Source organism: Kingella potus, assembly GCF_900451175.1.
GTDB classification, from domain to species: Bacteria; Pseudomonadota; Gammaproteobacteria; order Burkholderiales; family Neisseriaceae; genus Neisseria; species Neisseria potus.
Genome location: NZ_UGJJ01000001.1, coordinates 904,021 through 916,696, shown reverse-complemented (window position 1 = coordinate 916,696; position 12,676 = coordinate 904,021). Strand labels below are relative to the sequence as shown.

General features: G+C 59.1%; 15 protein-coding genes. 11 read left to right on the top strand and 4 right to left on the bottom strand.

From position 1 onward, the window contains the following. Positions 1 to 80 precede the first annotated feature (80 nt). Positions 81 to 674 carry a transferrin-binding protein-like solute binding protein gene (locus tag DYE40_RS04110; RefSeq protein WP_115307856.1) on the bottom strand — a complete coding sequence of 198 codons (594 nt, stop codon included), beginning with the start codon at positions 672 to 674 and terminating at the stop codon, positions 81 to 83. A 76-nt stretch (positions 675 to 750) separates the two neighbouring features. Between DYE40_RS04110 and DYE40_RS04105 the strand changes: the two genes are divergently transcribed. From DYE40_RS04105 to DYE40_RS04075, 7 genes are all read left to right on the top strand, one after another. Further along, positions 751 to 1,170, top strand: a complete 420-nt coding sequence (locus DYE40_RS04105; RefSeq protein WP_147286576.1) for a hypothetical protein — start codon at positions 751 to 753, stop codon at positions 1,168 to 1,170. A 560-nt stretch (positions 1,171 to 1,730) separates the two neighbouring features. Next, a complete protein-coding gene (locus tag DYE40_RS04100; RefSeq protein ID WP_115307854.1) occupies positions 1,731 to 2,219 on the top strand; it encodes an HvfX family Cu-binding RiPP maturation protein in 489 nt (162 codons plus the stop codon). Between the two features lie 79 nt (positions 2,220 to 2,298). After that, on the top strand, positions 2,299 to 2,598 hold the full coding sequence (locus tag DYE40_RS04095; RefSeq protein WP_115307853.1) for an HvfA family oxazolone/thioamide-modified RiPP metallophore: 300 nt from the start codon (positions 2,299 to 2,301) through the stop codon (positions 2,596 to 2,598). Between the two features lie 141 nt (positions 2,599 to 2,739). Further along, positions 2,740 to 3,594, top strand: a complete 855-nt coding sequence (locus tag DYE40_RS04090; RefSeq protein WP_115307852.1) for an HvfB family MNIO-type RiPP peptide maturase — start codon at positions 2,740 to 2,742, stop codon at positions 3,592 to 3,594. Continuing rightward, a complete protein-coding gene (locus tag DYE40_RS04085; protein ID WP_115307851.1) occupies positions 3,584 to 4,321 on the top strand; it encodes an HvfC family RiPP maturation protein in 738 nt (245 codons plus the stop codon). Before DYE40_RS04090 ends, DYE40_RS04085 begins: the two co-directional genes overlap by 11 nt. Further along, positions 4,318 to 4,899, top strand: coding sequence for a sigma-70 family RNA polymerase sigma factor (locus DYE40_RS04080; protein ID WP_115307850.1), 582 nt, complete (start codon positions 4,318 to 4,320; stop codon positions 4,897 to 4,899). Before DYE40_RS04085 ends, DYE40_RS04080 begins: the two co-directional genes overlap by 4 nt. Then, entirely contained in the window at positions 4,896 to 5,066 is a 171-nt protein-coding gene (locus DYE40_RS04075; protein WP_115307849.1) for a zf-HC2 domain-containing protein, read from the top strand. The genes DYE40_RS04080 and DYE40_RS04075 overlap by 4 nt, the downstream gene beginning before the upstream one ends. A 257-nt stretch (positions 5,067 to 5,323) precedes the next feature. Here DYE40_RS04075 and DYE40_RS04070 read toward each other — a convergent pair whose 3' ends face one another. From DYE40_RS04070 to DYE40_RS12210, 3 genes are all read right to left on the bottom strand, one after another. Beyond that, on the bottom strand, positions 5,324 to 6,649 hold the full coding sequence (locus DYE40_RS04070) for a DUF945 family protein (protein ID WP_115307848.1): 1,326 nt from the start codon (positions 6,647 to 6,649) through the stop codon (positions 5,324 to 5,326). A gap of 180 nt (positions 6,650 to 6,829) precedes the next feature. Next, a complete protein-coding gene (locus DYE40_RS04065; RefSeq protein WP_115307847.1) occupies positions 6,830 to 8,125 on the bottom strand; it encodes a valine--pyruvate transaminase in 1,296 nt (431 codons plus the stop codon). A 64-nt stretch (positions 8,126 to 8,189) separates the two neighbouring features. Continuing rightward, positions 8,190 to 8,603, bottom strand: a complete 414-nt coding sequence (locus DYE40_RS12210) for a hypothetical protein (RefSeq protein ID WP_147286575.1) — start codon at positions 8,601 to 8,603, stop codon at positions 8,190 to 8,192. Positions 8,604 to 8,648: 45 nt separating this feature from the next. Between DYE40_RS12210 and DYE40_RS04060 the strand changes: the two genes are divergently transcribed. The 4 genes from DYE40_RS04060 (at position 8,649) to DYE40_RS04045 (ending at position 12,422) form a co-directional block, all read left to right on the top strand. Then, entirely contained in the window at positions 8,649 to 9,308 is a 660-nt protein-coding gene (locus tag DYE40_RS04060) for an NAD(P)H-dependent oxidoreductase (RefSeq protein ID WP_115307846.1), read from the top strand. An 85-nt stretch (positions 9,309 to 9,393) separates the two neighbouring features. Then, the gene (locus DYE40_RS04055; protein ID WP_115307845.1) at positions 9,394 to 10,251 is read left to right on the top strand and encodes an EamA family transporter; all 858 of its coding nucleotides are present in this window, start codon (positions 9,394 to 9,396) and stop codon (positions 10,249 to 10,251) included. A 75-nt stretch (positions 10,252 to 10,326) separates the two neighbouring features. Continuing rightward, a complete protein-coding gene (locus DYE40_RS04050) occupies positions 10,327 to 11,055 on the top strand; it encodes a DUF4241 domain-containing protein (protein ID WP_115307844.1) in 729 nt (242 codons plus the stop codon). A 275-nt stretch (positions 11,056 to 11,330) separates the two neighbouring features. Next, complete coding sequence (locus DYE40_RS04045) at positions 11,331 to 12,422, top strand: glycosyltransferase (RefSeq protein WP_115307843.1); 1,092 nt, start codon at positions 11,331 to 11,333, stop codon at positions 12,420 to 12,422. The last annotated feature ends 254 nt before the right edge of the window (positions 12,423 to 12,676 follow it).

The following is a 12,676-nucleotide window of genomic DNA, read 5'->3' as shown; positions in this document are numbered from 1 at the left end:
GTGATTTGGCCTGAAAAGGTCGTTTGAAACGGGGACAAAAAGCCCGTCCGGCAAAAGTCGGACGGGCAGATACGCGCGGCTTACTGTTTTTTCGCGCCAAACGAACCCATAACGGGAGTTAAAGGATTATTAAGGGTCGCTTCGCCTTTATACACGCCGGCCAATTCGGCAGCTTTGGGGCCGTAGAAATTGCCTTTCATGCTTACGTTGTTTTTCACACCGCTGAACGAATTGCCACTAATTGTGCCGGACAGGGGAACAGTAAATGTTCCCCCACCGGAGCTGACAGAGCCGTTAATGGTTTTTTTGCCGAAATCGACAGTAAACTCCGAAGCACCTGTACCAAAGGTCAGATTATCGTATCCGAAAGCAGCCAAGCCGCTGTAAGTAGCCTTGCCTGAAGCCGGTACGGCATTGCTTCCGCTGGTCGGTGTCAGACTGCCCAATGCAAACACATAGTGATCGCTTACCGTATTAAAATCGGTTTGTGAACCAAACCGTACATAACTCAGATTGCTGCCGTCGCCGTTGGCGATGGTATACATGCCGTCTTTATTGGTCGATAAAAACGAACCTGTGGTAACACCGGGGCGTGCAACAGTAATCTTATGGCCGTTCACGGTAATCACAGAGTTTCTATCGCCGCCAATCTTGGCATTCTGTGCGGCAGCCATATCGTCTTGGGTAGCGTGATAAGCCGTACCTCCGACAGACGCAGACGGCGTAGCGGGTTTAGAGGGCGTGACCGGTTTGCTCGGCGTCGTCGGTTTGGACGGAGTAGAAGGCGTAGCGGGTTTGCTCGGCGTACTCGGTTTGGACGGAGTAGAAGGCGTAGCGGGTTTGCTCGGCGTGCTCGGTTTGGACGGAGTAGAAGGCGTAGCGGGTTTGCTCGGCGTGCTCGGTTTGGACGGAGTAGAGGGCGTAGCCGGTTTGCTCGGCGTTGTCGGTTTGGACGGAGTAGAAGGCGTGGCCGGTTTGCTCGGCGTTGTCGGTTTGGACGGAGTAGAAGGCGTGGCCGGTTTGCTCGGCGTGCTCGGTTTGGACGGAGTAGAAGGCGTAGCCGGTTTGCTCGGCGTGCTCGGTGTAGGGCTTACAGAGGGCGTAGCGCTGTCGTCGCTACCCCCCCCCCCCCCCGCAAGCGGCGAGAGCGAGCATTGTGGCGGAAGCTAGGGCTGTCAGAATCGGTTTTTTCATATTGTCTATCTTTCTATAAAACGTTTAGGCCAAATTCGGGCAATCCAAAATACCCGATAAGGTTAATTCTAGACAAAATGTTTTGCCTTGTACATGAATTCGGACTTAAAAATGTGAAATTGTTACAGATTTTCGATAAGTATGTTCACACAACTCCGCCCGTCGAATTTTCATACCGCCTATCTGGAAAAATATAAAAATATGTAGTTGCCATGCAAAAACAAGTACAGCCCGCATGGGGTGGTGCGCACTTTCAGACGGCCTCTGCGATAGGAAAACCCGAATACCCTCCGCCAAACCCGTCCCGCTCCGCAATAAATTCGACCTAGCCGCAGCAGTCTGCCGAAAAATCCGCTTTGCCAGTTGAATTAAACGGCAGCCGCCCCGCAAGGCTGAAAACCGTAAAACAAAAAAATTAAAAGAAAATTTCTAGTTAAAACAACAGATAACAAAATTTTTTGCCATCGGGCGTAAGAAAATGCGGCGGCATCCGTCTACTGGGGCATGAAGAAAATCATTACACAAGAAAGACAGTTATGAACCCTACTTCTATTCTAAAAAACGCTGATACAAAAAATGCAGACCAATACACCGTTATCGGACAAGCCGTCGGGCTGCTCGGTCTCCGCCTGCTGCTTGCTTACGAGTTTTTTGAAGCAGGCTGGGAAAAATTCAACGGCAGCAACTGGTTTGCCGACATCCAGTCCGAATTTCCTTTTCCTTTCTCGCAACTGCCGCCCGAATTGAACTGGAATATGGCGATGTGTTCCGAGCTGGTGTTTCCCGTGTTGCTGGTGCTGGGGCTGTTTACCCGCTTTTCCGCCCTTGCGCTGACCGCGCTGACCGCCGTGGCGTGGTATGCCGTCCACGCGGGCAACGGCTACAACGTGGGGCAGGGCGGCTACAAGCTGGCACTCATCTATATCGTGATGCTGCTGCCGCTGATTGGACAAGGCGCAGGTGCGCTGTCGCTGGACAACCTGTGGCAACGCCACCGCAGCCAATGCCGCCATCGCAACAAATAAAAGTTTTACGCCCTAACGGAGCCGGGCGTTTTTCAGGCTCCGTATTCTTTTTAATCAACTACTACATGGAGTAAAAACTATGAAAAAATCTTCTGCAATCGCATTGGCCGGCGCACTGTTGGCATTGGGTACACAAGCTGCCTGCGCAGCACCTGCACAAAAAGACATGGCTGCCGGTAAAACCGTGAAAACCCAAACCCACACCAAATCTGCCGAAGGCAAATGCGGTGAAGGCAAATGCGGCGCCACCGGCAAAGCAGCCAAAACCAAAGCCGGCGAAGGCAAATGCGGCGAAGGCAAATGCGGTGCCACCGGCAAAGCGGCCAAAACCAAAGCTGCCGAAGGCAAATGTGGCGAAGGCAAATGCGGTTCCCACTAAACGCATCCTGCTGAACCCGTTTTCAGGCTGCCTCTGCCGTTTGGGGCAGTTAGGGCAGCCTGAAACCCCCCAAGCCCCCGTATAACAAAAAGGCCGTCTGAAAACGCCGACCATACCAATACAAATACAAAGGAATCCGATATGAACGCACTACACGGCGCAGGGCTCGGCTACCGCCGCGATTTGGCCGACCACTTCACCAACCTTTCCCCCGAAAGCCCCATCGATTTCATCGAAGCCGCGCCCGAAAACTGGATAAAAATGGGCGGAGCCGCCCGCCGCCGCTTTGACGAAGCCGTGGAACGCCTGCCGCTCGCGCTGCACGGGCTGTCCCTTTCCCTAGGCGGGCTTGCACCGCTGGATATGGAACTGCTCGCCGGTATCAAAAGCATGATGCGCCAATACGGCTGCACCTTCTTTTCCGACCACCTCAGCTACTGCCAAGACCTCGGCGGCCACCTTTACGACCTGCTGCCGCTGCCCTTCACCGCCGACAGCATCCGCCACACCGCCGAACGCATCCGCCAAGTGCAGGACTTTCTCGGCTGCCGCATCTCCATAGAAAACACCTCCTATTACCTCCATCCGCCCTTGGCAGAAATGAACGAAGCCCAGTTTCTCAACGCCGTTGCCCGCGAAGCAGACTGCGGCATCCATCTGGACATCAACAACATCTATGTGAACAGCGTCAACCACGGGCTGCTGCCGCCGATGGAATTTCTGGACACCGTGGACATGGCGCGCGTGGACTACATCCACATCGCCGGCCACGACGACGAAAACCCGCAAATCCTGATTGACACCCACGGCGCGCCCGTCAAAGACAACGTATGGGACCTGCTTGCCGCCGCATACAGCCGCATGGCACACATTCCGCCCACCCTGCTGGAACGCGATTTCAACTTCCCCGCCTTTGCCGAGCTGGAAGCTGAAGTACAAACCATCGCCGACATCCAAGCCGCCGCCATCGAGGAGCAACAAGTCTATGCAGCCTGAAACCCCCACCGCCGAATTTCAAGAAATACTGGCCCGCGCCGTGCGGCAGGGACACGCAGACGGACTGCCCCCCGAACGCCTTGCCGTGTACACCCGCCTCGTGCGCAACAACATCAACAGCTTCATCGAACGCTGCTACCCCCAAGCCGCCGCCCACACGGCAGCAGAACAATGGGCGGCCGCCAAAGAAGCCTTCCTGCGCCACGGCCGCGCCCATTCCCCCTATTTCCAAGACATCCCCGGCGAATTTTTAGACTTCTGCCAAAGCGGCGCAAACCAGCCCGATACAGGTTTCAGGCTGCCTGAAAGCACCTTGCAGCTCATGCGCTTCGAGCACAGCCAGCTCCTAGCCGAAACCGCCCCCGCCCCGCTGGCATTCAGCTTCGAATGGGACGAAGACACCCCCTTTGCCCTGTCCCACACCGCCCAGCTCGGCGACTACCCCTTTGACGTATGCGCCGATGAGCCAGACCCGCAAAGCGAAGCCGTTTCCGTGCTCGTATGGCAGGACAGCAGCGGCAGCGTGTACAGCCGCCCCATTGATGCCGTGGACAAAATCCTGCTGCAAGCCGCCGCCGAAAGCCCCCTTTCGCAAGCGCAAATCTGCCGCACCCTTGCCGAAGTTACCCAAACGCCGGCAGAGCAATGGCAGCACCAAATCACCGACCGCTGGCAGCAATGGATAGACGAAGACATCCTCCTGCCCCAAAACGGTAGCCAGCCATGACCGCCGCATGGGACGATGCCGCCCTAGCCGAACTGCACCCCCACCTGCTGCGCTTCGCCCGTATCCAGACCGGCGACGACACCATCGCCGAAGACCTGACACAGGAAACCCTGCTCGCCGCCGTCCGCCACCGCGACCAATACGCGGGCGAAGCCAGCCTGAAAACATGGCTCTTTGCCATCTTAAAAAACAAAATCACCGACCACCTGCGCCGCAAACAACGCCACAACACACTTTTCGCCGAAACCCCCGCCGAGCTGACGCTGGACGAACTCTACGAAAGCCAGTTCCAAGCCGACGGCCACTGGCTGCCCGACGCCATCCCCGCCACCCCCGAGCAAGACCTTGAAAACCGCCAATTCCAAGCCGTGTTCCAAGCCTGCCTGTACAACCTGCCCGAAAACACCGCCCGCGTCTTCATGCTGCGCGAAGTCATGGACTGGGAAGCCGCCGAAATCCAAGCCTGCTGCGGCATCACCGCCGCCAACTACTACACCATCATGCACCGCGCCCGCGAAGCCCTGCGCCAATGTCTGCAAACCAAATGGTTCAACCACCAAGAACAGGAACAGCCGTGAAAAAATGCCGCAAAGCCACCGCCCTGATTTCACGACAGGCCGACCGCCCCCTCACCCTCCCCGAACAGCTCACCCTGCGCCTGCATCTGGCACTCTGCCCACAATGCCGCGAATACGCCCGCCAAATCGCCCGCGTGCAGCAGATGGTGAAGAAATTCGAGCCGTGAGGCCGTCTGAAAACCAGTTTCAACGAAGTTAAAACCCGTTTTCAGACGGCCTGTCGCGCTGCGGCGGGGAACGCGTGCGTCGCTACGCGGCACACCCTACCTTAGGCCAAGAAGGTGTACGCCGCTTGGCGGTACATTCTGCTTATGTAACGGGACGGATGCTACTGATTGGTTCACTATAAACAAAGAGGCCGTCTGAAAATACGGTTTTCAGACGGCCTTGCTATGCCGTGCATAACTACGGCGCAACCGCTCCGCTACGGCGCGGCTTTGTCCAAAGCGGCGGGCAGTTTGCCTGCTTCTTTGTTCAGGGTCAGTACCCACTGGCCGCCGTCTATCTTGGCCTGCACCGTGTCTTTCCATTCGCTCTCGTTGATTTTCAAAATGCTTGTTTCAAACTCCTGCACGCCTTGCTCGATTTTGCCTGCGTCTGCGGGCGTACCCGTTACACCGGCCAGGGCTTTGTAGCTTTCGCGGACAAACTGCTTGTCTATGCGGACTTCGCCTTGGCTTTTGGCTTGTTTGACCAGCTCTTGGATTTGTTCGCCGGTCATGTTTCCTTGCAGCACATTGGGCGGGATGACGGCTTCCCATTGCGCACTTGCCTTGCTGCCGTTGAACAGGATTTGGTTGTCTTTGGATTCGATCGTGCCGCCTGTTTGCATCAGGGCTTTGGCAAATTCTTCCATGGCGTTGGCGTTTTCACTGTACGGCACGCAGCGTTGGCCGGCTTCTTTCAATACGCTTGACAGCTTTTCAAAGGGTTGGGCATCCACGTCTTTAACGCTCAGGTTGTAGCGGATTTGTTCCAGCTTATTACCTTGAAAGCTCACGTTGTCCAATTTGCTGCTGGTGGTGTAAAGCAGCTTGCCGCCTTTCACTGCGACTTCGGCCTCGCTTTCCAGATTGTTCAGGCTGATCTCGAAAGGCTTGCTTTTTGTTTCGGCAAAGGTAAGGGATTCCACTTTGCCGCCGGTTTTGCCTGCGGCTATGCCGGAAAACGAAATCGTATCGGCGTGGTAGCTGATGTTTTTTAACGCAAGGTTAAATTTCGGGTCTTTGAGTGTGATGGCGGGGATTCGGACTTTGATGTCGCTGATGTGCATACCGTCTTGCTCTTTTTTGAGCGTGAATGCGGCGGTGGCCTGCTCCCATGCAAAGGTGCTTTGTTTTTCGCTGATGCTGTTGGCGGGAACAACGATTTCGCTGTTGATGCTGCCGCCCCATGTGGTGCGGCTGTTGATGTCGAAAAGATAGGTTTCCTGCCCGCTGTCGGGGTTTTTGACGTAGATTTTGGAAACGACGTTGTAGCCGCCCAAGCCGCGTTTGATGGTGTCTTCGCTGCGGAAGCTGTATTTGGTTTCGGGACTGCACAAATCGGCGGTCAGTTCGCCCGTCCATTTCGCGCTGCCCGACATCGCGCCCATATTGAATGCGGATACGTTGGCTTTGAAGCGTTTGTCTTGCACGTTGAAGCTGTTTTGATACGCGCTTTCCAGCTTTTTGTCTGCGGCGATATTGCCGCCGACCATGCCGGCGAGTGCGATGCCGGCTGCGCCGGCGATGAGGGTTTTCTTGTTCATAACGGTTTCCTTGTGTTTCGGAGTTAAGGTAAAGGGACGGCTGCCGGCTCAGTATGAAAAGGCAGGGAGCGCGTGCTGTGCGGGATTTGTGCAGGGTGTGTCGCACAGCGGCGCACGCGGGTTTGTGCCGGATAACGGTAAAGGCCGTCTGAAAATCCGTTTTCAGACGGCCTGCCGCTGTCAGCCCGCTTCGGCAAAGGCTTTGCGCACTTCTTCGGCGATGGCGGCGATGCCTTTGTCCAATGTTTCTCCGTCCTGCGCGATGCTGATGCGGATACATTCGCGGGCGTGGGGGTAGTTTGCCGTGTCGAAGCCGATGAAGAAGGGTTCGCCGGGGATGACGAGGGTGCCGCGTGCTTTGAGGCGTTCGTACAGGGTTTGCGCGGAAACGGGCAGGCCGGGAAACCACAGCCAGAGGAAAATCGCGCCTTCGGGGCGGTGGATGTTCAGGCGGCCTTCGAGGCCGTCTGAAAAGTGTTTTTCGAGCAGGGAAACGGCAAGATCGGCCTGCTTTTGGTAGAAGGGGCGGATGGTTTCGGCGGAGAGCCGTTGCAGGGTGCCGCTTTCGATCAGCGGGGCGGCAACGGCCGCGCCGAAGCGGGTGGGGGCGAGGTTGGTAACGGCGTTGAGGCTGCCGATGGCGGCAACGACTTCGGGGGCAGCAACGACGATGCCGGTGCGCACGCCGGGCAGGCCGGTTTTGGACAGGCTGAAACAGAGGATGATGTTGCCGTGCCAGTCGAGACGGGCGGGCACGTGGATGATGTCGGGGAAGGGCATGCCGTAGGCGTTGTCGATAATCAGCGGGATGCCGTGGGTGCGGGCGAGTGCGTCCAAACGCGCCATTTCCCCGTCGGTCAGCACGTTGCCGCTGGGGTTGGTGGGGCGGGAGCAGCAGATTGCGCCGATTTTTCCTTCGTGCAGCGCGGGCAGGCTTTCCAGCGCGGCGAAGTCGATGCGGTATTTGAAAAAACCGCTGCGGCCGTTGTATTCGGCGGCTTCGATGCGGGGCGGGACGGACAGGAAGTGCGGCGCGTCCACATGGGTGTCGGCATAGCCGATGTATTCGGGCGAGAGGGGCAGGAGGATGGATTTGTCGCTGCCGTCGTCGAATCTGCCGCCGAACAGGTTGAAAAGATAGAAAAATGCGTTTTGCGAGCCGTTGGTCAGGGCGATGTTTTGTCCGCCGATGTCCCAGCCGTATTCGCTGCGGAAGTAGGCGGCAAGGGCGGCAATCAGGCGCGCGTCGCCCTGCGGGGTGGAGTAGTTGGACAGGCTTTCGAGTGCCGCTCCGCTGTCGGCGGCTTGGCGCAGGGTGTCGGCAAAAACCTGTTCGACGGCGGGGATGTGTGCGGGGTTGCCGCCGCCGAGCATATTGACCGGCCGGCCTTCGGACAGGGCACGGCCGAGGTCGTCCATCAGTTGCAGGATGCCGCTGCGGCGGGTAAAGCGGGTACCGAAGGTGGAAAATCGCATAGTGGCTTTCGTGTGGTTTGCTGTGCGCCGATTATAGCGCGGGCGGCGGCACAGCCGGACAAAATCAATAAGCCGCCGACGGCCTGTAACAGGCCGTCTGAAAACGCAGTTTCCGTTTTTTCAGACGGCCTCTGCGCGGCGGCTGAAAACGCGTGCGCCGCCTTTGGGGCAACACACCCTGCCTTAGGGCGGAGAGCGCGTGAACCGCTTTGGCAACAAAACCTGCGCGGAACGGTGCGGGAAAACAGCAGGCCGTCTGAAAAACATTGGCACTTTTCAGACGGCCTCTGCCATGAAAGCAGTTGTGCCGCACAGCGGCGCACGCGCTTGCGGCGGTTTGGGCGGCGGTTTGGAAGAAAGTAAAGAGGCCGTCTGAAAGCGCGGTTTGGGCGCGGCCGAAATTCCGTTCGGGCATTTTCAGACGGCCTCTGCCGCCCGCCGTGCGTGCCGTTTGCTTTGACGGCGAGGCGGCCGGCAATTATGCTTTGCCTTTCTTAACACCGCTTTTACAGGAGCTGCCAAAATGTCTGCCGCCAAACAAACCGTTCTCGATGCTTTCCGTTTCCGCCACGCCTGCAAAAAATACGACCCGGCCAAGAAAATCAGCCGCGAGGATTTTGATTTTATTTTGGAGGCCGCACGCCTGTCACCCAGCTCGTTCGGGCTGGAGCCGTGGAGCTTCCTGGTCGTCCAGAATCCCGGTCTGCGCGAAGCCTTGAGCGGCGCGGCGTGGGGCGCGGCGGAAAAAATGGATTGCAGCCATTTTGTCGTGCTGCTCTCGCGCAGGCAGGCAGCTTTGCAGGAAGACTACCGCCGCAGAATGTGGGCGGACATCCACGGCTTCGGGCCGGAAGCCGTCCAAATACGCGAGGGCGTGTTTGCAGACTTCGCCCGCAACGATTTCGCGCTCGGCGAAAGCCCGCGCGCCTTTGACGACTGGGCGGCCAAACAGGCCTACATCGCGCTGGCCAATATGATGACCGCCGCCGCGCTGATCGGTATCGATTCCACGCCGGTGGAAGGGTTTAACGCGGCAGAGGCCAACCGCCTGCTGGCGGAAAAAGGGCTGATCGATCCGGAATTGTGCCAAGTTGCCGTGATGGCCGCCTTCGGCTACCGCGCCGCCGAGCCGCGTCCCAAAACCCGTCTGCCGGCGGAAGAAGTCATCCGCTGGATTGAATAAGCCGTTTTCAGACGGCCTCTGCCGTTCCGGGAGGCCGTCTGAAAACGGGAACGCACGCCGCAACACACCTCAGGGGATCCCGAATATGTCCGAAATCCGTACCCGCGATCTTTTGATTACCGCTGTCGCCCCGCTGATTTGGGGCAGCACCTATTTGGTAACGACCGAATTTCTGCCGCCCGACAGGCCGCTCACCACCGCGATGATACGCGCCGTACCCGCCGGCCTGCTGCTGCTGGCCTGTTCCCGCCGCCTGCCCGCACGCGGCGAGTGGGGCAGGATATTTCTGCTCGGCGTGCTCAATATCGGGCTGTTTCAGGCGATGCTGTTTGTATCGGCCTACCGTCTGCCGGGCGGCCTGGCGGGGGTGCTGAACTACACGCAGACGCTGATGATTCTGGTGCTGACGGCGGTAATCGGCAAAACCATGCCGCCCAAAGCGGCGTGGTTTTGGGCGGCGGCGGGCGTGGCGGGCATCGCGCTGCTGGCCCTGTCGCCGCAGGCGGGTACGGACGGCTGGGGCATTGCCGCCGCGCTGACCGGTGCGGCTTCGATGTCTTTGGGCGTGTACCTGTCGAAACACTGGCATTTCAAGCTGCCGCCTGCGGCTTTTGCCGGCTGGCAGATGCTGTTTGGCGGGCTGCTGCTGATACCCTTCGCACTCACGCTGGAAACCCTGCCCGACACGTTCACGGCAGCCAATATCGGCGGCTATCTGTATCTCTGCCTCTTCGGCGCGGTGTTCGGCTACGCGCTGTTTTTCCGGGGCGTTACCCGTCTGCCCGCCGCCGTGGTTTCCTCGCTCGGCCTGCTCAGCCCCGTGTGCGCGTTTGTGCTGGGCCTGCTGTTTCTCGGTCAGGGCGTGGACGCAAAATCGCTGGCGGGATTCGTCTTGGCCATCGCATCGATTGCGGGCGTGCAGAAAGCCGTGCGGACGGGTTGAGGCCGTCTGAAAACCGCTTTGCGCTCCGCCGCCCCGCAAACAGTCCTTTTCCATCTTCCCAACGGAGGCAACACCATGGGCAAACCGCCCCCCACGCCGCAATGGCTGGCGCAATACGAAAACGTCAAACATCTGCTGACCCCCGCCGTGCCTTACGGCGAAGTGTTCGGACAGAGCGAAGCCTGCGGGCGCAGGCTGCACTACATCGATATGGGCGAAGTGTGTTTCCCCACAGGCAAAATCGCGGCATTCGACCCGGCGGCCTTCCCCGATCGTCTGCAACCCTATTGCCAAACCGTGCCCACCGGTACATTCGGCATAACGGCGATGGTGGCGGATTTTGGTGGAGACGATTACGCCATTGCCGCCGTGCGCGTGCAATTCGACGACAGCCGCCCCGTTGTCCACTACGCCGCACTGACGGGGCAGGAAGATTTGGACGGGATACAGGCAGACGGATATTTCGGCTTCGCCACAGACACAGGCCTGGCCACGATTATGGATATGCAGACTTTCCAAGCCTACGCCGCCTTCGAGCAAGCTGCTCTGGCGCAGGACGAATATTTCAACCTCTACGATAATTTGCTGGAAGAAGAGCTGGAAAAAAGCCATGCGGCACAGCCTGCCCTCCAAAGCGATGACGGCGATTGGGCGAATTTCACCCTGCCCGGCAGCGGATTGTCCGTGCCGGTATTCCGTTCCGGCCGGGGCGACGGAGTTTACCCCGTGTATTTCGGCTATGGTGCGGACGGCAGGATTTGCGATGTCGTGATCGAATTTATCCCGCCTGACGGGGCGGACTGAAACGGATAAGGCCGTCCGAACGCGGCCTTATCCGTTTCAGACGGCCTCACATCCCCGCCCGAAAGAGGTTTTCCGCACGGCGCAACCGCTGCCAAAACCAAATATTTCAAATAGGCGGCTTATGGAGAAATCACCATACCCGCCATTTTTCCCGGTCAGGAACGCGCACACTCCTCCGGCTTTATCAAAACCGACAGAAGGCTCGAATATCAAATGAACAAATCCCTGCCGCCCCTAATCCATGCCGGTTGCGGCACACAATTGGCGGATGCGCCGTGAAAATCGTCCTCGCCACATCTATGAGCGGGCTGGGCGGCACGGAAACGGCCAGTCTGCGTCTCGGCCGGCTTTTGTCCGCACGCGGCCACGACGTGCTGCTGGCTTCCTCCGACGGCCCGCTGGTAGCGCAGGCGCGGGCGGCGGGTATGCGCTGGCTGCCGCTCGATTTCTACGGCGGCGCGGCGGGCTACGCCAAAGCCGCCTTATCTTTCGCCCGCCTGCTGCGGCGCGAACGCCCCGCACTCGTCCACTGCCAGATGGCGCGCATCGTCCCCGCCTGCGCCCTTGCCGCCAAAGCCGCCTCCCCCCGCACCGCCGTTTTCTACCACGCACGCGGCTTGCAGGCCGCCACCTATCCGAAAATCGCCCGCCTGTTCAAACACCTGGGCGTATACATCATCGCCAACTGCCGCCACGAGCAGCAAAAACTCATCCGCCACGGCTTCCCCGCCGCACGCACCGCCTACACCTACAACGCCCTGCCCGCCGTCCCCGCCGCACCGCAGAAAACCCCGCGCAGCCACATCGCGCTGGGCACGCTGTCGCGGCTGGACAAAACCCGCGCCGTACACCTGACGCTCGACGCGTTCTCCCTCCTCTGCCGGCGCGGCCTAGACGTGCGCCTGCACATCGCCGGCAGCGGCGAAGAACGCAACGCCCTCGAAGCGCAGGCCGCAGCCTTAGGCCTGTCCGAACGCGTCCGCTTCCTCGGCGCGGTGCGCGACCTCGATGCCTATTTCGCCGCCACCGACATCCTGCTCAACACCCCCGACTTGCAGGGCGACCACGGCGCGGGCGTGGGCAACAACATCCTCGAAGCCGGCCTCTACGCCACCGCCGTCGCCAGCTACGACGCAGCGGGCATCTGCGAAATGGTGGAAAACGGCACCACCGGCTTCTGCACCCCCGTGCGCGACCAGACAGCCTTTGCCGCCGCCGTGGAACAACTCTGCGCCGATCCCGCCCTGCGCCGCCGCTGCAGCCTCGCCCTGCGCGAACGCGTGCTGCAGCTCTGCGGCGACGACGAAATCTACCGCGCCACCATGGCCGCCTACGCGCTGGCGGGCAAAACGGATGAGGCCGTCTGAAAACACCGTCAGCACCGCCGACAACCGTTTTATAGTGAAACCAGATACAAAGTAAGCACCTGAGCCGGCAACGGAAAAGCAGATGATAAGGTAGGGTGATCCTCCCAAGCGACGCACACATTTTTTGTTTTACAGCTATTCCGAAACCGTGCACCACTTCGGGGCGGCATCCTGCCTGCCGTGCAAACAGCATGGCGGATATTTTCCATATTGTCCCACCATAACGAAAACCGCTTTACCCGCGCCGAGACCCG

Excerpts from the sequence above, each read along its gene's own strand:
- DYE40_RS04100 (WP_115307854.1), top strand. The coding sequence starts at position 1,731 with ATGAACCCTACTTCTATTCTAAAAAACGCTGATACAAAAAATGCAGAC.
- DYE40_RS04110 (WP_115307856.1), bottom strand. The coding sequence starts at position 674 with ATGGCTGCCGCACAGAATGCCAAGATTGGCGGCGATAGAAACTCTGTG.
- DYE40_RS04070 (WP_115307848.1), bottom strand. The coding sequence starts at position 6,649 with ATGAACAAGAAAACCCTCATCGCCGGCGCAGCCGGCATCGCACTCGCC.
- DYE40_RS04050 (WP_115307844.1), top strand. The coding sequence starts at position 10,327 with ATGGGCAAACCGCCCCCCACGCCGCAATGGCTGGCGCAATACGAAAAC.
- DYE40_RS04065 (WP_115307847.1), bottom strand. The coding sequence starts at position 8,125 with ATGCGATTTTCCACCTTCGGTACCCGCTTTACCCGCCGCAGCGGCATC.
- DYE40_RS04095 (WP_115307853.1), top strand. The coding sequence starts at position 2,299 with ATGAAAAAATCTTCTGCAATCGCATTGGCCGGCGCACTGTTGGCATTG.
- DYE40_RS04055 (WP_115307845.1), top strand. The coding sequence starts at position 9,394 with ATGTCCGAAATCCGTACCCGCGATCTTTTGATTACCGCTGTCGCCCCG.
- DYE40_RS04090 (WP_115307852.1), top strand. The coding sequence starts at position 2,740 with ATGAACGCACTACACGGCGCAGGGCTCGGCTACCGCCGCGATTTGGCC.
- DYE40_RS04060 (WP_115307846.1), top strand. The coding sequence starts at position 8,649 with ATGTCTGCCGCCAAACAAACCGTTCTCGATGCTTTCCGTTTCCGCCAC.
- DYE40_RS04085 (WP_115307851.1), top strand. The coding sequence starts at position 3,584 with ATGCAGCCTGAAACCCCCACCGCCGAATTTCAAGAAATACTGGCCCGC.
- DYE40_RS04080 (WP_115307850.1), top strand. The coding sequence starts at position 4,318 with ATGACCGCCGCATGGGACGATGCCGCCCTAGCCGAACTGCACCCCCAC.